General features: G+C 70.2%; 12 protein-coding genes. 8 read left to right on the top strand and 4 right to left on the bottom strand.

Going from position 1 to position 18861, the window contains the following annotated elements; all coding sequences use genetic code 11:
* The first annotated feature begins 930 nt into the window (after positions 1-930).
* The 4 genes from ABT053_RS07265 to ABT053_RS07250 all read left to right on the top strand — a co-directional run bounded on the left by ABT053_RS07265 (position 931) and on the right by ABT053_RS07250 (position 5496).
* A complete protein-coding gene (locus tag ABT053_RS07265; protein ID WP_350968004.1) occupies positions 931-1293 on the top strand; it encodes a GntR family transcriptional regulator in 363 nt (120 codons plus the stop codon).
* A complete protein-coding gene (locus tag ABT053_RS07260) occupies positions 1290-2213 on the top strand; it encodes an ATP-binding cassette domain-containing protein (RefSeq protein WP_350968003.1) in 924 nt (307 codons plus the stop codon). The genes ABT053_RS07265 and ABT053_RS07260 overlap by 4 nt, the downstream gene beginning before the upstream one ends.
* Positions 2210-2914: a hypothetical protein gene (locus ABT053_RS07255; protein WP_350968002.1), complete on the top strand. Its 705-nt coding sequence runs from the start codon at positions 2210-2212 to the stop codon at positions 2912-2914. Before ABT053_RS07260 ends, ABT053_RS07255 begins: the two co-directional genes overlap by 4 nt.
* Positions 2915-3390: 476 nt before the next feature.
* Entirely contained in the window at positions 3391-5496 is a 2106-nt protein-coding gene (locus ABT053_RS07250) for a hypothetical protein (protein ID WP_350968000.1), read from the top strand.
* A 1-nt stretch (position 5497) separates the two neighbouring features.
* Here the strand turns inward: ABT053_RS07250 and ABT053_RS07245 are convergent, their stop codons facing one another.
* On the bottom strand, positions 5498-5902 hold the full coding sequence (locus tag ABT053_RS07245; RefSeq protein ID WP_350967999.1) for a hypothetical protein: 405 nt from the start codon (positions 5900-5902) through the stop codon (positions 5498-5500).
* A 124-nt stretch (positions 5903-6026) separates the two neighbouring features.
* Between ABT053_RS07245 and ABT053_RS07240 the strand changes: the two genes are divergently transcribed.
* Positions 6027-6317 (top strand): hypothetical protein, encoded by a 291-nt coding sequence (locus ABT053_RS07240; RefSeq protein WP_350967998.1) that lies wholly within the window; start codon positions 6027-6029, stop codon positions 6315-6317.
* A 490-nt stretch (positions 6318-6807) separates the two neighbouring features.
* On the opposite strand, the gene ABT053_RS07235 is transcribed toward ABT053_RS07240, so the two are convergent.
* On the bottom strand, positions 6808-7071 hold the full coding sequence (locus tag ABT053_RS07235) for a Scr1 family TA system antitoxin-like transcriptional regulator (RefSeq protein WP_350967997.1): 264 nt from the start codon (positions 7069-7071) through the stop codon (positions 6808-6810).
* 291 nt (positions 7072-7362) lie between these two features.
* Here ABT053_RS07235 and ABT053_RS07230 point away from each other — a divergent pair, with 291 nt between their 5' ends.
* The 3 genes from ABT053_RS07230 (at position 7363) to ABT053_RS07220 (ending at position 16175) form a co-directional block, all read left to right on the top strand.
* Positions 7363-10812: a HelD family protein gene (locus ABT053_RS07230; RefSeq protein ID WP_350967996.1), complete on the top strand. Its 3450-nt coding sequence runs from the start codon at positions 7363-7365 to the stop codon at positions 10810-10812.
* 227 nt (positions 10813-11039) lie between these two features.
* Positions 11040-13274, top strand: a complete 2235-nt coding sequence (locus ABT053_RS07225; protein ID WP_350967995.1) for an N-6 DNA methylase — start codon at positions 11040-11042, stop codon at positions 13272-13274.
* An 870-nt stretch (positions 13275-14144) separates the two neighbouring features.
* Positions 14145-16175, top strand: coding sequence for a hypothetical protein (locus ABT053_RS07220; protein WP_350967994.1), 2031 nt, complete (start codon positions 14145-14147; stop codon positions 16173-16175).
* 257 nt (positions 16176-16432) lie between these two features.
* Here ABT053_RS07220 and ABT053_RS07215 read toward each other — a convergent pair whose 3' ends face one another.
* Together ABT053_RS07215 and ABT053_RS07210 are read right to left on the bottom strand one after the other, a co-directional pair.
* Positions 16433-16576, bottom strand: coding sequence for a hypothetical protein (locus tag ABT053_RS07215; protein ID WP_350967993.1), 144 nt, complete (start codon positions 16574-16576; stop codon positions 16433-16435).
* Between the two features lie 249 nt (positions 16577-16825).
* The gene (locus tag ABT053_RS07210) at positions 16826-18730 is read right to left on the bottom strand and encodes a LamG-like jellyroll fold domain-containing protein (RefSeq protein ID WP_350967992.1); all 1905 of its coding nucleotides are present in this window, start codon (positions 18728-18730) and stop codon (positions 16826-16828) included.
* Positions 18731-18861 lie beyond the last annotated feature (131 nt).

Here is an 18861-nt window from a genome sequence, read left to right as displayed (position 1 = left end):
AGTAACCGCCGCAGTAATTATCCACATCTTCGCAGGTCAGAGAGCAGCATCAATCCATACCTCCATATGATCGGCAAGGAACAAGGAAAATCTCTAGGAAAAATGTAGGCGGTCCGCCCTACAATCCCCGCCTCATGGCGATTCGGACAGCGCCGTCGATACCTTGCGGACGGACACGCGTGTCCGTTAACGGCACGTTCGCCTTCCCGGCGAAACAGTGCTTCCGCTCACGCGGTGATCGTCGATCGGCGAAGCCCGCTCATCACAACGCCGGCCGACACCATTGCCCGAAATCGGTGGCACGCTCGACCGTGCCGTCACACTCCTCGTGGACAGCCGACGCCGATCCTCCCCGCATCCGAGAACCGGGGTCCGACGGTGGTCGCACAGCAGTACGAACTCCCGCCGGCCGACGGACCGGGGGCGGCATGGGTGAGCTCCGGGGGGGCGTCGGCCCCCGCCTGACGCGCAGGGTGGCCGACCTCGCACCGCGGTGTCCGCCGTCTTCCGGATGCGGACGGTTTCCGAGATCTCGGTCACAACGCACGTCGCGATGCCGGAGAGCACATCCAGATGTAACCGCACACTTCTTTTTCCAGCTTGTGCTGACATTCCCTCTACGGAATTCCCCCTTACCCGCCGAACGAGGAACGTTCGGGTGAACCGGTCGCGGCCTGGTCCGCGCGCGGTGGACGACGACGTCGTCCCCCCGTCCCGGGTACGCCATGATCGGCAGCCGCCGCCCGGCGCACTCCTCGCCCCTCCAGGGGAGCCAGGCGTATTGACGCGGATCCGGTGGGCGCCCCTGCCGCGCACGGCGAGATCGGGGAGCCCGGGGCCGCCCACCCCGCCGTGAAGCCGATGTTGACGCGCGACCTCTTCGCTCCTATGGTTCATTACAAGAGTAATGAACCAACTAAGCGGGTGCCCATGTTCGATGACCAGAGCCCGATCTATCGGCAGATCGCCGATCGCATCAAGACCGAGGTGTTGAACGGCACGTTGGGCGGCGGCGACCAGGTCATGTCGACCACCCGATACGCCACCTTCTACCGGATCAATCCCGCCACGGCGGCCAAGGCGTTCCAGCAGCTGGTCGACGAGGGCGTTCTCTACAAGAAACGAGGCATCGGCATGTTCGTCAGTCCGGACGCCCGGGAGGCGCTCAGAACCCAGCGGCGGGAGAGCTTCTTCGCCGAAGTGGTCGCCCCGATGGTGGCCGAGGCGAAGGTGATCGGCATCCCCCTCACCGACGTCGTCAAAAAGATCCATGAGCTCGAGGAGCGCGCATGAACATCGTGGCCGACGGCCTGCGAGTCGACTACGGCACTGTCAGGGCGGTCGACGACGTCACCTTCTCCCTTGACGGCGGCAAGATATACGGGCTCCTGGGGCGCAACGGATCGGGCAAGACCAGCCTGCTGTCGGTGCTGGCCGCCTTCCGCAGGGAGTCGGGGGGCACGGTGCGGGTCGGGGGCCGCCCCGTGTTCGAGAACTCGGACGTCACCCGCGACATCTGCCTGATCCGCGACGCGGGCGAGACGGTCGACATCGGCACCGCCGCGGACGCGCTCGACTTCGCCGAGTCGCTCCGCCCCAACTGGGACGCGAAGTACGCCCGCACGCTGATGGACAAGTTCACCTTGAAGGGGAAGACGAACGTCAAGGCCATGTCCAAGGGGCAGCGGTCGGCACTGGGAGTGGTGGTGGGGCTCGCCGCGCGGGCGCCGCTGACCATGTTCGACGAGTCCTACATCGGGATGGACGCCCCCTCCCGCTACGCCTTCTACGACGCCCTGCTCGCCGACTACACGGAGCACCCGCGCACGATCATCCTCTCCACCCACCTGATCGAGGAGGTCAGCTCGCTGTTCGAGGAGGTCCTGATCATCAACCGGGGCAGGCTGCTCCTGCACGAGCGGAGCGAGACCCTGCTCGCGCGCGGCACCTCGGTCACCGGGCCGGTGGCCGAGGTCGACGCCTTCACCGTAGGGCTCACGGTGCTGAACACCAGGACCCTGGGCCCGACCAAGGTCGCCATGGTCTACGGCGACCTCGACACCTCCTCGCGGGCCAGGGCCTCCCAGGCCGGGCTGGAGCTCGGCCCGATCGCCATGCAGGAGCTGTTCGTCCACCTCACCGACCCCGACGCCGCCACCCCCGCAGCCCCCGCAGCCCCCGTCCCCACCGAGCCCGCCGGAGACGTCCGATGAGATTCCCGACCCGCCTTCTGGGCGCCCCCCTGATCTACACCGCCCTCCTGTGGGCGGGGTTCTACGTGCTGGTCGTCCTGCTCACGGTCGGCGTGGCGATGTTCGGAACGCTCAGGATCAGCACGTGGGAGGTCGCCACGCAGATCCCCCGCTGGCTCGCCCTGTTCCTCGGCGTCTCCCTGATGAGGGAGTTCCTCCCGCTCTACATCGCGCACGGGCAGACCCGCAGGCAGTTCGGCGCGCAGGCCGCGGTGACCGTCGTGCTGTACGCACCGGCGTTCTCCGCCCTGATCACCCTGGGCTACCTGCTGGAAGCGCTCCTGTACAACCTGCTCGACCGGCCGCAGACCCTGATGAACGCCCACCTGTTCTCCTCGCCGACACAGGTGCCGCTGATCTTCACCGAGTACCTCGTCCAGGGCCTCGCCTGGATGGTCGCGGGAGCCCTCATGGGGGCGGCGTTCTACCGCTGGCAGGCCGGCGGGATGCTCTCCCTGCCGTTCGGCGTCGCGCTGGTCGTGCTGGGCGAGTCGGCCATCGGCGGAAACCTGAGGCTGCCGTTCTTCAGCTCGACCCTGGGCCTCCCCCTCACACCGGGCGTCGCGACGGCCTTGGCGGCGGGCCTCGGCTGCCTCCTGCTCGGCCTGGCGATGACCTGGCCGCTCATCCGCGACGTCCCGCTCCGCAACAGGATCTCTTGAAGTATGGGCCGCCTCACGGCGGGGCCCGGCACACATGCCGGGTCCGCCGCCCTCCGCCTCCTCGGCCCCGCCCCACCTCCGGCGACGGCGCGGCAGTCCGGACGCTCCGCGAAGCAGGCCGAAAAAGGATCACCGACTTGACAGGGATATCTCGCGCGAAGCGATTCACGCGCCCATTCCGGCCTGTCCATGGAAACGGAAATCAACGACGACGATCCAGCGTACGGCCCGAAATTCATTGAACGGACGGCCGGAAATATTCTCAACCGGTTTGTGAATGTCACCGCACCGCCGAGAGCCCGGACACCGGGATGGGCTGCTTTGAATCGAGTCATCACATCAGGCAGAGCCGATTACCGCACGGTGACGGCGTATGACGCCTGCCGGGCAGGTCAGAGCCTTGTCCGATCTGCTCCGCCGGCTGAAAATCACTCATTCTGGAACTAGAGTGAAACAACTGAAAATAGGCTGAGGAGATGGTGGAGCCGATGTCGCCGGGAGCGGGGCCCACGTCGCCGGACTTCACCGGAATCGACCCCGATCTGATGCGGAGCTTCGTCACCGCGCTGGAACGCGGCCGCGACGTGATCGGTGAGCAGTCCGAGCGGATCCGGCAGCTGCTCACGGCGGCCGAGGTGTCGGCGGCGGGGCTGGGGCCGATCAGGGAGATCGACGGCTGGGTCGGCGACGAGCTCCCGAAACTGCGCGAACGCCTGGAGACGATCAGCCAGGACCTCCCCATGCTGGGAGGAGCTCCCCACATCCCGAAACAGGGCTCGATGTGGACCGGCGACCCGCTCCAGGACCCGTTCCAGTGGGGGCTGCTGTCCTATGACGAGAAGACGGGAAAGTCCCCGGCGGGGAACGCCAAGAAGGGCACCGACCTCGCCGCCGAGTTCAGGCGTCTCCCCGAGCTCTCCCCCGGCCGGGCCGACGCCGCCTACGACCGGATCCTCGACAAACTCGCCGACGGGCGGAAGGACGCCTACCTCACCGCCGGGTTCTTCCGGTCCCTCGGCCCCGAGGGCATGCTCGGCATGGTCAGCCGCCTGGAGAGATACGACAAGAAGGCGGCCGACAAGCACCGCGAGGTCATGGGCGACGCCCTGGCCACGGCGGTCGGCGGGCAACCGGCACTCCTCGGCTCCGCCTGGCAGGCCGGCACCCTCAAGAAGGCGTCGGACTACGAGTTGACGACCCTGCTCCGGCACGGGATGTTCCCCACCGCGTGGCTCACCGAGATAGCGCGGAGCAGGGTGGGCAAACCGGTCGGTGACGGCGACGGCGCCCGCCCCCGGCGTTGGGAGACCGACCTCGCCCCGCTGCTGCCGACCCTGGCGAACAACCCCGAGGTGGCCAGGGGCCTGTTCAATGCAATGTCCCGCGAAGACCTCTGGGACCTGTTCACCGAGCTCAACCGCATGAGGAGCCCCGAACAGTCCTGGAAACGGGTGGGGGGCATGGACTTCGACATCAGCACGGAGTTCGGCCGGATGCTCGCCGCCGGGGGCGGGGCCTACGAGAAGGACCCGCACAGCCCCGAGGCCGCGAAGTTCGCCTTCAACGTCATGACCATCATGGGAGACCTCAAGGACACCGACGGCACCGCGGACTCCCCGGCCACCCCGATGCAGGTCGCGCCGAAAGCCAGGATCTTCATGTCGGCACTGGCCGGCGCCTACGCCGCCGAGATCACCGAGGGCGCGAACATCGGCGACGCCAACATGATCGAGGAGAGCGCGCTGAAGCCCTTCACCTCGGCCTTCGGCACGACGGCGGCGTTCACCCTGAGCCCGAGGGACACCTACCGCTTCCTGAAGACCTTCGCCGACTCCGCCGCGAGACTCGCCCCGTTCGACCGGGGAATGGGCGGCTTCTCCCAGCGACTCATCGCCGACGCCTCGGAGAAGGCGCGGCGCACGGGGGACGTCGACCACCTGGACCGGGTCTTCACCGCCCTGGGCAACGTACGCGGTTTCGAGCTGGCCGCCGTCGAGAAGGTCCAGGGCGACCTGGACGCGATCGATGAGCAGCAGAAGGACACGTTCAACTTCTTCCGCGACGCCACCATCGGAGTCGCGAGCATGTACGTCGGAGCCGGCCCGGTCGCGGCCTACGCCTGGTACGCACTGAGCACCGGCCTCTCCGGCTACGGCGCCTTCATCGAAGACGAGGAGACCCGGATGGACCGGGCCGACGAGGCGGACAGGGTGGCGACCCTCGGCCGCCAGCACATGTACGCGCAGATGCTCATGGCCAATGGATTCGTCCCCAAGGTGACACCCGCCGAGTTCCAGGCCGGCCGCGCGTCCATCGTCGACGCCAAGGGCAACCTCAAACCGTTCTCCGAGTTGATCAAGCCACCCGGCGTACCCCTTACCGACGCCAAGGGCAACCTGAGGCCGTCCTTCGAGCTGACCAAGGAGGGAAACGAGGGGCTTGAGGCTTTCGAGAGGTGGGCGGTGGCCAACGGGATGGGCAATAACGATCTGTCAGTGGGGGATCTCTCCGAAAAGATGGCGAGCCGCTTCGAGGGTGGCAACAAACGAGGTCGAGAGCGCGGGCTGGCCTACGACAGCTAGCTCACGAGATCGGAAGGCACTCGGTTTCACCCCGCACTCCGTACTGCCCGTTAGCCGGTGAATCCAAGACGATCACCGTCTTGTACGTGTCATTGGCAAGCCGAATGGGAGCATTGCCCCGGTCTTCGACAATCCGGTAGGGAGCAACCGAGGAAAGCTCACCGAGCATGTATGTATTGAGCCCGTCCGGCTCGCGTTGCGGTGCGGCGTCTCTGGCCGTAGCCGCGAAGGTCCTCTTGGCCCTCCCCTCACCACAGGAAATATCACGCCCACCGGAATCAGTGATACGGACATCCAGAACGTGGCTTTCCTTCATCAACTCGGTGATATGCGATTTGAGGGTCTCCCCCGCTTCGTCTGCCGTAGGGCCGCTTTCCCCACATCCAGACACCGCCAGCAGCGCCACCGCACAAATCGTGACGCCGAGCCGCATAGAACGTCTCATGAATTCCTCCGGGGCTGGCCGAGGTGCCGTAGATCCAATAATGTCCAATAGTCCGCCCGATGTATCGGCATCCGAAGAGGGATATATGAATCCTGGCCCGGAAGATCTGGTGCCCAACCCGCGGCGTCAGGTGCTGGAGCAGACATTGGTGGAGCTCAGGGCGAGAGTCGCCCTCCTTGAGGTCGCGCTCGACCCGGCCCACGGCCAGTTCACCGGCCAGCCGGTGTGGGTCGGGCCGAAGGCCCGGACCTTCACCGAAGACCTCACCGCCCGCCGCACCCGGCTGCGCCAGGCGGCCAGGGCGCTCGTCGACGCGCTCGAAGAGGAGATCCGGTCAGCCCCGGCGAAGGTTCCACCCTCCGCCGCACGGCAGTAGCACGCCAGGCTCGACACCCGGCCGCGAGCCGACGTCGCGACATACGTCACACCTCGTGAGGCGTGGCCAAGTCATCGAAGCCATCGCTCTTGATGCCGCCCAGAAAGGCCTCTCACTCGTCGCAGCCGAAAGTCGGCACCGGGCCGTCGGAGCCCTGGAGTCGCGGATCAGAACGAGCAGAGCGGCATCCGGACCAGACTCGGTCCGGCGGGTGCCGGCAAGCGCGGCTTCGACGCGATCCTGAACGTTTCCGCTCAGGGCGCTCTTGTTCCGGGCGGCAACCTCGACACAGTCCTTGTTCCGGGCGGGCAACCTCGACACAGTCCCGACCAGCGCCGCAGTGGGAGTCTTGCGCCGGACACCGACCTCAACGCGATTAGGTCCATCGCCACTACGGCTGCTTTTACGCGAAACAACGCGAGACGTGTCGAACGTAGACCCCTGCACCCTCTATTTGGGGATAGAGCCCTCGGGAAGATCGCTCAGCCATCTACGAGAGCAGCGTTCTCGACTCATCAGGGCTGAGTGCCGCAGCTCGTAGATGATCAAAAGAAAGCATGTATCGATACATTTCAACATCGCCAGCCACATACGGGATATTTGTCATGATATCGACATAAGTGACATCAGGGTCGCGTGCTTTCCGGAGCTCCAGAGTGGCGGCAGTTCCGGCAGTCGCAGGGCGAGCGCCCGCGACAGGCGACGGCACCTGAACCGTGCCGTTGTCGCGGGCGGCGAACTCAAGGGCGCCCACTTCCACCCTGTCGGGCCTCAGGCGCTCGCGAAGTCGACCGCTCAGAGGACGTTCCGGCACGGATATGAATCAACCCGCACACTCATCTCAATCCCATGTCAATGCAAAAAATCTCTGTGCACTTAGTTCACATTAAGCAGTAAATGGTCTACGTTCCATGGATGTGACGCGGCGCACATCCGATCGGGTTACCGAGCGGAGTCATTTCGCTCCGATCCGGCGCGGGCCGCGCGTCCCACCGAAGAAAGCCCCCGGCCGGTGACGTCGACGGGCACCGACCTCGGAGGAAACATGGGCACCACCGACCTCACCGATCTCACCGCTGCGGGAACCGCCGATCTCGCCGACCGCAGCGCCATGACGAACGTCGACCTCGCCGACCGCGGCGCCATGGCGAACGTCGATCTTGCCGAACGCACCACCGCGGCGAACGGCGACCTCGCCGAACGAACCCTCGTGGCGAGCGGCGACGGCACCGGTCGCGTCGCCGTCGCGGGCGGCGGTAACCGTCCCGCCGTACCGGTCGGTGGCAACCCCGCGGCTCTCGCGGCCAGTGCCGGACGTGCCGCGCTGGCGGCCGGTGGTGAGCGGGCCGCCGCGGTCGCGAGTGAGCGGGCCGAGGCCGTCGCCGAGGAACAGCGCGCCGTCGACCACGCGTACGACTGCGTCGAGCGGAGGCGGCTGAACGCCGGCCGGGTCAGGAACACGCACGGCCAGGAGCACCCCGACACCGGCCTTCCCTTCGTCCCGGACGTTCCCCCCGAGTTCGGTGTGGACGACGACCTCGGAGGGCAGCCTCTCGTCTTCATGCGCGTCGACGTCGCCGACGACCCCGACGGCCGGGAGACCTGGCGCATCGGGCGCCGTTCGGTCCGCGACGCCGAGGGCGACCTCGTGGTGATCAGCTGGACCTCCGAGCAGGCCGTACGGTGGATGAAGGCCCGTTCCTCGCGTCCCGGGGAGATCCGGCTCCGTCGCAAGCTGCGCCTGCACGAGCGCACGGTGACCGACTACCTCGACGACATCCGGCCCCGGGTCGCGAACCACAGGGTCCCGGAACCACTGGACAACCTGGAAGCCCTCGCCGAGCCGCCCGGCGAGGACGCCGACGCCTTCCTCCTCGCCGACCTCGACCGGGGACGCGACGGGCTGATGCGCGACATCGTGGAGACCATCCAGCGCGACCAGCTGGACCTGGTCTCCGACGGGCGGCCCGGGGTGCTGGTCGTCCAGGGCGGCCCGGGAACCGGCAAGACGGCGGTCGGCCTGCACCGCGTCGTCTGGCTGCTGGACCCGACGAACCGGGGGCTCACCCCGGACGACGTCCTCGTCGTGGGACCGCACCGGGGGTTCCTGCGCTACGTCAGCCAGGTCCTGCCGAGGCTCGGCAGCCGCGGCGTGGCCACCGTGGAGGTGTCGCGGCTCTGGGACGGCGAGGTCCGCGCCGAGGACACAACGCGGGCGCACCTGGTCAAGTCCGACGAGCGGATGGCAGAGGTGCTGCGCCGCGTCGTCGAGAGCGGCATCCGCCCCGAGGCGCTGGCGTCCCACATCAGCGACGACGTCTTCAGCACCCCGTACAAGGGCACCGCCCTGACGCTTCCGGTCGCCGAGATCGAGGCGCTCGCCGTCGAGGCGCGCGCCTCCAGCGGCCCCTACCTGGTACGCCGCCGCAAGTTCGTCGACACGCTCGTCGACCGGCTGCTGACCAGGTACGCCAAGGCGCTGCCCGGCCAGCGCCCGGACGGCGCCCTGCGGTCCGGCATCGAGAGGCACGGCCGGGTGGCCTCCCTGGTCAACGCCGTGTGGCCCGCGTTCGGCGCCGAGACCATCCTGCGCAGGACACTGCACGACGCGGAGGTGCTCCGGGCGGCGGCCTCCGGCCTGCTCACCGCCGAGGAGCGGGAGGCCGTCGCGCGCCCCCGGGTGGCTCGCGCCTCCGAGGAGCCGTGGACGCTCGACGACCTCGTCTGTCTTGAGGAGCTGCGCCACCTGCTGTCCGGGGACGAGCCGCGCCGCTACCGTCACATCGTCGTGGACGAGGCTCAGGATCTCACGCCCATGCAGGCGCGTTCCCTCGCCCGCCGCTGTCCCGGCGGCTCCATGACCGTGCTCGGCGACCTCGCCCAGACCACCGGCGCCCGCCAGTACGACGTGTGGGAGCGGCTGGCCGGGATCCTGGGCGGGCGCGACGGCTGGCACATGGCCGAGCTCACCGCGGGCTACCGGGTACCGGACGAGGTCATGCGGTTCGCGGCCCCGCTGGCCAGGGCCGTGTCCCTCTCCACCGCGGTTCCCGAGTCGGTGCGCGGCACGGATGAGACGTCGCTGACGATCACACGCACCGAACCGGACCGGCTGGCGGACGAGGCCGTCTCGCGGGCGCTGGACCTCGCCACGGCCGGTCTGGAGCGGTCGCGCTCGGTCGCGCTGATCGTCCCCGACGGCTCCGCGCTGCTGGAGGAGCTGGAGCGGAAGGTCGCGGAGGTCCAGGGGGTCGTCCCGGCGGACGGCGTCCCGCCGGTGAGCGTCCTGCCCGCGACCCTGGCCAGGGGCCTGGAGTTCGACCACGTCGTGGTGGTCGAACCGGCCGCCATCGCCGGGCAGGGACCCGCCGGGCCGCGCCGGCTCTACGTGGCGATCACCCGGTGCACCCAGTCGCTCAGCGTGCTGCACGCGGCGCCGCTCCCGGCCGTACTGGGCGGGCCCGCCGACCCGGCGCTCGTCGTCGCGGGTGAGCGAAGTGCCTCGCCCCTTCCCGAGCCGGGATCGACCCTTGCTGTGCCGGGCTTGCCTCTTCCCGGGCCGGGCTCGGCCCTTCTCGGGCCGGATCCGGGCCTTGGCGTACCGGGCTCGGTCCTTCTCGGCCCGGGTCCGGGACTCGGTGTACCGGGCTCGGCCTCTCCCGTACCGGATGAGCAAGCCCTCGCCGTATCAGGTGGGCAGGTCACCTCGACGCTCACCGTGACGAACGAACCGGCCGCTCCGACGCTCACCGTGCCGGACCAGCCGGAGCCGGCCTCTCCGACGCCGAGCGTGCCGGACGCGCCGGTCACCTCAGCGCCGACCGCACCGACCGCACCGACCGCACCGACCGCACCGATCATGCCGACCGCACCGGCTGTCCCGATCGTGCCGGTCACCCCGCTCGCCCCGCTCACCACCGACACGCCCAGCCGGGCCGCCGAGGAGCACACGACCATGGATTCCGGCACGGCGGTCACGAACGACGGCTTCCGGGACTTCGTCTCCTCGCTGGAGGAGCGCGTCCGCGCCGACAGGCGGTGCCACGTCCACGAGCAGCTGCGCCACATGCTCATCGCCGAGCTGCACGGGGCCAGGCTCGCCCCCTCGCAGTCCCCCTTCGCCGACATCACCTGCGAGGGACCGGAGGGGACGGTCCTGTACGAGGTCCTGGGAGAGGGCGGGCACACCTACGAGCGCATGCGTGAGGCCGTACTCCGGATCATGGAGGTCGAGCACGTCGGCGGGGAGCGCGCGGAGCACCGGTTCCTCGTGCTTCCCCAGGCTCCCGAGCCCGCGTGGGCTCCGGCGCTGGCGGCCACGGCCTTCGCCGTCACGACGATCTGGAGAGACGGTGCCGGGTGGGCCGGAGAGAACCTCACCGTCGCACTTGGCCGCACCTCTGCGGCCGAGACCGTCGCACGTGACCACATCTCCACGACCGAGACCGTCGCACGTGACCACACCTCCACAGCCGGGACCGTCACACTTGGCTGAACCTCCTCAGCCGGGACCGTCGCACGTGACCACGTCTCCTCGGCCGAGACAGTCGCGCTTGGCCGAACCTCCTCGGCCGGGTCGGCTCCCGAGTGAACTGAGTCAACGGATAAGCTGCCAGGGGATCTCCCCAGGAAGCCGCGGTGCCCGGCCGGCCGGGCGCATGCCGTCATCGTGCCTTCCGGCGGCGGGATCGTCACCGTCCTGTCCTGCTATCCGGAGACAGCATGCCTCCTTCTGCCGACCCGTCCGTCTCCGTCACCCTGGCGGAGATAGCCAGGATCGCCGGTGTCGGGCGCGCGGCCGTCAGCAACTGGCGCCGCCGTCACGACAGCTTTCCCGCGCCGGTCGGCGGTACGGACACCAGCCCGCAGTTCGCGCTGTCGCAGGTGGAGGAGTGGCTGAGGCGGCAGGGAAAGCTCGACGAGGTGGGCAGCCGGGAACGGCTGTGGCCGGAGTTCGAGGCGCTCGGGGACCGCGACACGATGGGAAGGGCGATCGCCGCGGCCGGTGCCCGGCTCGCCCGGGAGCAGGCGGCCCGCCCGGCGGACGCACGGCACGCGGCGGGGCCGCCGGACACCGGCGCGACCGGGGGACCTCCAGGCGACACCGGCACGGCCAGGGGATTTCCTGATACCGGGACCGGGGGGCTTCCGTGCGACACCGGCGCCGGGGCACTCCCGGGCGACACCGCTCTCTCCGAGGCCCAGCGGTCCCTGGTGGAACGCGCGGTCGGCCTGGCGAGGAAACACGGGGCCCTGGAGACCTTCGACTTCCTGCTCGGCCGCTGGCTCGACACGCACGTCCGGCAGATCGGTGTCACGCCGCGCCCGCTGGCCGCCCTGATGGCCGAGGTCGCCGAGCTGTCCCGTGACAGCCAGGCCGGCGAGGCCGGTGACGTGGGCAGCGTGTTCGACCCCGCGTGCGGCACGGGTGGCCTCCTGCTCGCCGCCGCCCGGCAGTGGGCCCGCGCGGTGGACGCGCCCTCCCCGGGCGTCCCGCTCAAGCTGCTCGGCCAGGACGCCGACCCGACCCAGGCGGCCCTCGCCGCCGTACGGATCCTGCTCGCCGGTCACTCGCCGGGGCGCGAGGACGGGTGGGAAGTGGACGTCCGGGCCGGGAACACGCTGCGCGCCGATCCCCACCCGGACGTCCGCGCCGACGTGGTGCTGTGCAACCCGCCGTTCAACGAGCGCGACTGGGGATACGAGGAGCTCGCCACCGACACCCGCTGGACGTACGGCCTGCCTCCCCGCACCGAGCCCGAGCTGGCCTGGACCCAGCACGCGCTGAGCCGCCTGGCGCCCGGCGGTACGGCGGTGCTGCTGCTGCCGCCCGGTGTCGCCTCCCGCAGGGCGGGGCGCCGCATCCGGGCCGGGCTGCTCCGCAGCGGCGTGTTGCGCGCGGTGGTCGCCCTCCCGCCGGGGGCCGCGCCCCCGTACAGCGTCGCGCTGCATCTGTGGGTCCTGCGGGCACCGGCGGAGGGCGGGACGGGCACGGAGGCCGGGGTGCTCCTGGTCGACGCGGCCGGGGTCCAGCCGGAGCCGCCGAAGGGAACGCAGCGGACGGGCAGGGCGGCGATCGACTGGCCCCTCCTGCGGCGGCGCGTGGTGTCGGCCGTCCGCGCGGAGGACGAGGACAGGGACCGGCCGGCCGACCACGCCGTGGTCCCGGTGATCGACCTGCTGGACGACGAGGTGGACCTCACCCCCGCACGGCACGTACCCAAGGTGGCGGCCTCGACGGACCTGGGCCTGCGGCGCTCGTGGAACCGGTTCGGCACCCTGCTCCACGAGCTGCGGGACCTGTCCGCGGCCCTGTCCGCGCTCGAACCGAACGGTGAGGAACCGGCGGGCCAGGGCACGGTGACCGTGGGCGACCTGCTCCGGGCGGGTGCCCTGACGATGCGGGCCGGGCAGCAACCGGCGGACGGCGCGGTACGCACCGGCGACGTCCCCGACGGCGCCGTACCCGTGCTCACCGTCACCGACGTGCTGGCCGGGGGCGGGCCGTCCGGCTGGCTGCCCGCGCACGAGACGTCGGCGGGAGAAGGCGCGGGCACCCTCACGGTGACCGTCCCGGAGGAGGTGGTGGTCGTCGGGGCCTACCGGGCGTTCGGCGCCTGGGTCGACACCGGCGCCCCCACGGTGCTGGGCTCGCAGCTGTTCGCCCTGCGGGTGGACCCGGCGCTGCTCGACCCGTGGTTCCTGGCCGGGTGCCTGCGAGCCCCGGCCAACGCGAGACAGGCGGGAACGCACGCCTCGACGTCCTCCCGCATCGACGTCCGCAGGCTGCAGGTGCCGCGGTTGCCCCTTGGGGAGCAGCGCCGCCACGGCGAGGCCTTCCGGCGGCTCACCGCGTTCGAGCAAGCCCTGCGGGAGGCGGGGACGGTCGGCGGGGAACTGGTCGACGGCCTGACCGACGGCATCGCCGCGGGCAGGCTTCCGGGAAGCCGGGCGTGATGTCCGCCCGTCGCGAGGCCGGTGAAGAGACCGTGGGCGGGTTTCCGGGAGCCGGGCGTGATCTCGGCTTGTTACGGAGCGGTTGAGGAGATCGCGGGCGGGCCTCCGGGAGCCGGACGTGATCTTCGCCCGTCACGGGACCGGGCGGGTGAAGGATCCGAACGTGACGGGGATGCGTTGACCGTGCTCCCCTGCGGCAGGCGGGGAAGGTCGTCGCCCGCGGGCGGCTGTGGTGGCCGGCCGCCCCAGGCCGGGTGTTCCGCGTCCCGGCGAGCCTGCTCGCCGGGATCGACCCCGGGGACGGTCCCGTACGCATCGGCGTGGAGACGTGACGCTCGCCGCCCATGAGAGACGATTCCCCGCACGTGGCACGAGGCGAGCGACGCCTCTTCGAACAGGCAATCCTTCAGCCCATGGAATGACGAACATGATGTACAGAACATCGCATTAAAGAGTTTTCACCGATAGCCGCTCCCCGGATTCAGGACATCCCGGGCGGTGAACTCCATCCGCCCAAACCGCGCCCCCGGGTACGCCGCCAGCCGGCCGGACCCGTCAAGGTCTCGTCCCGGGCGGTCCGCTGAGCGGCGATCTCGGGGAAAGACCGCGACACCAGGCCGGGAGGTCGTCACACTGGGGGCGACAAAGTCGGCCGATCGCGGCAACACCCCCGCTCGCTGAACCCGATTTTTGTCTTATGCGCGCTTAATTCAGCACTAAACACCATTTATGGTGCACAAAGCCCACTCGCCGGAACCGGTGAAGCCTGGCTGACATCCAACCCCGTACGACTGGCGTCCATTTATCGGACATGAGCCGTACATCCCCCAGGTTGATGACATATGAGGTGTCGTGACTATGGCGTCGAACGTGACGCGGTTATATCAGGCGGTGCTGCGCGACCCGGCCGCCCCCATCTCGATCCGGCTGCGCCGTACCTTCTCGGAGTGGGTCGAGCGGAAGGGGTTCCCGCCGCCGGGCGCGGCGCGGGCGATGGTCGAGGCCGAGGCCGGCCGGGCGCGGCTCACGATGGAGCGGCGCGGCGACTGCGGCCGCTACACGCTGGACGAGCCGGACGGGGAGGGGCACCTGCGGACCCGGGTGACCTACGCGGAATCGGTACCGGGCATGACCGGGTGGGTCATCGTCACCGTGGACCGGCACGAGGGCCGCGAGCCGGAAGGGCACCGGCGGGAACCGTACCGGCGCGGGAGGCGTGAGCGGGAGCGGCGCGAACCGGGGGTGGTGAGCGTGCCCGGTTTCCTGCCCGCGTACCTGCGCACCGCGCGCATCAGCGACGGCGGCGTCCAGGTGGAGGACGGCCCGGTGGTCCTCGACGAGGAGGGCATGGACCGGTTCGTCCCGGTGATGACCGAACCCCGCAGGAGGATGCCGATCCTCGTTCTCTCCGTGGACCCCCAGAACCCGGAGGCCGCGCGCTCCCACGCCGACTACCTGGCCGGCGCGGTCACCGGCGCGAGCCTGGTGGTACGGCTCGCCGACCTGCGCACCCAGAACCGGTTCAACAAGGTGATGGGCAAGGAACTGGGCGTGTTCGGCGGCGGGATCCGCACCTACCTCGCCCCCTTCGACCCCGCCGAGGAGCGCCACCCCCGCAGGCACCCGCCGATGGGCGCCGCCATGATCCGGGACCAGGGTGCCGCCGCCCTGGACCGGATCGTCACCGGAGCGGTCGGCGACACCGTCCACCGCGAGCTTCCCGAGGACGTCCGGCGGACGCTCCAGGTCGTCTACCGGGTGCTCGCCGGGCGCGCCGACCTGAGCGAGATCGCCGAGGCCGCGCTCCGGCCCGCGAAGACCGACTCCGCCCGCGAGGAGTTACGACGGCGGATGATGGCCATGACCCGGCGCCCGGCCCCCACCGCGACCACCGAGGTCTCAGCCGGGGAGTCCGGTCCGGACACGGAAAAGGACACGGCGGAGGCCACGGATACCGAGAAGACCGAGGAGACGGAGAAGCCCGGAGGAACCGGGGTGGAGGAGGTCGCCCAGGTGGTGGCGGACATGGTGGTGAAGGAGCTGCGCGGCGACCTGGACGCGGCGCTGGGGCTCGCCACGTCGTCGCAGTCGTCGCAGACCTCCGGCGGTGACCTCGCCAGGGTTCTCCGCGAGCTCCACACGCTCGGCGCGCACCTCTCCGGCCTGCGTGACGTCGTCACGGAACGGCGTGCCGGCACCTCCCCTCCCGGGGACGAGGAGGGCGACCGCCCGGCCGCCGAGGCCGGGCGCCTCCGCGAGGAGTACCGGCTGCTCACCGAGGAGCACGCCGAGGCCGTCACGAGCGCCAGGAAGCTCGCCGAACGGGTCCGCTGGCTGGAGGGCAGGCTCGCCGAGGCGGGCCAGCCGGTGTACGGCGTGCCCGAGGAGACCCCCGTCTTCGAACCCGCCAGCCTGGTCGAGGTCCTGATCGAGGCCCGCGAGAGCCTGCGCCACATCGTCGTCGGCGACACCGACAGCGCCGCCGCCCGGCTCGACCTGGACCACCCGGCCCAGTCGCGTACGTGGGCGGCGAAGGCGTGGGACTCGCTGCGCGCCCTGGAGGACTTCGCGAGGGCGCGGTCGGGCGGGGAGTTCTCCGGCGGCTTCTACGAGTGGTGCTCCCACGGCTCCTCCGGCCGCCTCACCATCCCCACCGGGATGCTGTCCATGCGCGAGTCGAAGAGCGTGGTCACCCGCGCCAAGTTCAGCGACCGCCGGACCTTCGCCGTCCCGCCCGAGGTGAACCCGGGCGGGCAGGTCCTGATGGAGTCCCACGTCAAGCTCAGGCCCGTCGGCTACCCCGCGCCCCGGATGTACTTCCACGACGACTCCGGCGGCGCCACCGGCAAGATCTGGATCGGCTACCTGGGCGAGCACCTCCCCAACACCCGTACGAACTGACCGGTGACGGGCGGGACGCAACGTCCCGTTCGATGTCACCACGATGTCACCCTCGTCCCGGAGCGTGTCACCCAGCTTGATCGTGTTCCCACGGTCGTGGTTCTGGAGGAGGGTCGTGGTTCCGGAGGAGTCCGCCGTCATCGTCGATTCTCCCGGTGTTCCCCTGTCCGGCGGCGCCCCGCGACCCCCTGATGTCGTGGCCGGCGACGGGAGCGATCCTGTGCCCATCGGCGGAAAACCCCTCCGCGACGCCCGGATCACCTGTCGAAGCCCTTGACGAGCAGCCACGACGCCAGCACCATCTCGCCGACCGACAGCGGCGCGATCAGCACGGCGTGCACCGGCGCGGACACCTCGACCACCCCGAAGAGCACGAGCAGAGCGTCCGCCGCGTACGGCACCACCGCGATCAGCGCCCATCCGGAGATCAGGCGTGAGCACCAGCGCGCCCCGCCACAGCGCCCCGTTGAGCAGCACCATGGCCAGGCGGAAGAACAGGGCACCGACCGGATAACCCCAGGTGCCGTACGTGCCGGACCACGAGGCGTCGGCCGCCGCCGTCCCCGCACCGGTACGGCCCGCGCGGGCGCGCGGGCCGTATCTCGTCCCTCGTCGTCCAGCCCCTCGTCATGGAGACACCGGTCCCCTCGTCAGGGGACCGGTGTCTCCATGACGGTCCTGATCTGGGCCGGGCTGAGGGCGGCGGTGTAGGCCCTGACCTCGTCGATCTCGCCGGTGAAGGGGTTGAGGTTCGAGCCCGCGACATCGAAGGACGCCGCGTCGCCGGCCGGGTGGAAGGAGTCCCTCCGGAACGCCGCCTGCTCCCCGTTGACGTAGAGGACGAAGGTGTTCGCCTCGTAGGTGACCGCCAGATGGCTCCAGACCCCGACGGGCAGGGTGCGGTGGCTCGACACCCCGGCCCCCTGGCTCGGCGTGTTGCCGAAGGCCACGACGGAGGGGCCCGGCGAGCCCCCGCCGGACGCGAACACCTTGAAGTCGCTCTCCGCGTTCTTCCACTTGAAGAGCATCTGCTTCGTCTCACTCTCCTGGGAGGGCTTGACCCAGGCGGAGACGGTCATGCCCTCGGTCATCCTCAGCGACGTGGACGGCGGCGCGGAGATCCGGCCCTCGCCGTTGAGGAACCGCACGGACCCGCCGAACCTGCCGTCCGTCCAGGCGGTGGCGTAGGCCGTGCCGTTGTTGCCCTTCCCCGAGGCGTCCCGCACGGTCGTGCCGCTGCCCTCGTTCAGGCCGTAGGCGAGGGCCAGGGTCTGCGACAGGCCGGGCTCGGGACGGGTCGTCGCCACCGCCTGCGGCGACGGCGCGCTGCGCTGACCGATCCGGTCCACCATGACGATCCGGTAGTAGTACGTGCCGGCCGTCGGCACCGGGTCCAGATGCTCCCATGTCGAGGGCTCGGGAACCGTGGCGACCAAGGTCGTGGCCGACGGGGTGAAGCCGGAGACCGTCGAACGGTGGACCTCCGAGGCGCTGAGTCCGCGGTCGTCGGTAGCACCCCACCACCACACGGCCGCCGACCCGCCGTGGCCGAGGGCCGAGACCGAGTAGGGAGGGGTGGGAGGGTTGTCGGGCTCCAGCACCTGGGCGGACACCGCCTCGGACATCGGCCCGAGCTGGCCCGAGGTGTCGATCGCGGCCACGCGGTAGTGGTACGTGCCCTGGGACGGGAGGACGTCCGCGTAGGAGGTGGAGGTCACGGTGCCCCGGAGGGTCGAGGCCGAGGGCGTGAAGTTCGCGGCCGTGGACCGGTGCACCTGATAGCCGGTGACCCCGGCGTCGTCGGTGCTCGCCCGCCAGGAGAGCGCGGCCCTGCCGTGCCCGGGGACGACGGCCAGGCCCTCAAGCGCGGTCGGCGGGCTGTTCAAGGCCCCGCCGGTCACCGGTGTGGTCATGTCGGCGTTGATCTGGGCCTCGCTGAGCGCCGTGTCGTAGACCCTCACCTCGTCTACGAGACCTCCCCATTGGGAGAGGACGAACGGGGCGGTGGTCGCCGCGATGGCGCCCTGCGCCGGCGCGGAGGCCACCAGCGCGCCGTTGACGTACAGGCGCAGGGCCTGGCCGTCATAGGTGGTGGCGAGATGGCTCCAGGTGTACGGGGGCAGAGCGGGACCGGAGATCTGAGTGGTGGCCGTGGTCTGGACGATTCCCGTGGTGGCCGCGAGGCGGTAGGAAGGGCCTTTGCCGACGATCACGTTCCGGTTTCCCCCTGCCAGGGGATTGACCCACGCCTCCAGCGTCACCGCCGAGGTGAGGCGCAGGGACGGGGCGTCGTTCGCGACCACCCTGCTCCCTCCGGCGGTCAGGTCGACGGCCTTGCCGTACTTCCCGTCCCTCCAGGTGGTGGTGCGGGTGGCGGTGCCGGTATTGCCGTGACCCGACGCGTCGGCGGCGACCGTGCCGGTGCCCTCGTCCAGGCCGTAGGCGAGCACCGGAACGGGCTCGGCCTCGGCGAGGGCCGCCGAGGGAACCGTCAGCAGTGTCGCGCCGAGCAGCATTCCCGCGCACGCGGCGAGAACCCCTCCGTACTTGCTCAATTTCGCTCCCCGTAAAAGAATCCCCCGATTCCCGTACGGACATTATGTGGCGCCGGGCGAAGCTCCGCGCGGCCTTAATCACCGGGAAGTGGCCCTGATTACCGGAAGGTTGCCTCGGTCACCGGGGAGCG

The organism is Streptosporangium sp. NPDC002524, assembly GCF_040295985.1.
Taxonomy (GTDB): Bacteria; Actinomycetota; Actinomycetes; order Streptosporangiales; family Streptosporangiaceae; genus Streptosporangium.
Note: the sequence above shows the minus strand (reverse complement) of the source record. Positions and strands in the feature narration are given on the sequence as shown.

Excerpts from the sequence above, each read along its gene's own strand:
- ABT053_RS07255 (WP_350968002.1), top strand. The coding sequence starts at position 2,210 with ATGAGATTCCCGACCCGCCTTCTGGGCGCCCCCCTGATCTACACCGCC.
- ABT053_RS07225 (WP_350967995.1), top strand. The coding sequence starts at position 11,040 with ATGCCTCCTTCTGCCGACCCGTCCGTCTCCGTCACCCTGGCGGAGATA.
- ABT053_RS07230 (WP_350967996.1), top strand. The coding sequence starts at position 7,363 with ATGGGCACCACCGACCTCACCGATCTCACCGCTGCGGGAACCGCCGAT.
- ABT053_RS07265 (WP_350968004.1), top strand. The coding sequence starts at position 931 with ATGTTCGATGACCAGAGCCCGATCTATCGGCAGATCGCCGATCGCATC.
- ABT053_RS07240 (WP_350967998.1), top strand. The coding sequence starts at position 6,027 with ATGAATCCTGGCCCGGAAGATCTGGTGCCCAACCCGCGGCGTCAGGTG.
- ABT053_RS07250 (WP_350968000.1), top strand. The coding sequence starts at position 3,391 with ATGGTGGAGCCGATGTCGCCGGGAGCGGGGCCCACGTCGCCGGACTTC.
- ABT053_RS07260 (WP_350968003.1), top strand. The coding sequence starts at position 1,290 with ATGAACATCGTGGCCGACGGCCTGCGAGTCGACTACGGCACTGTCAGG.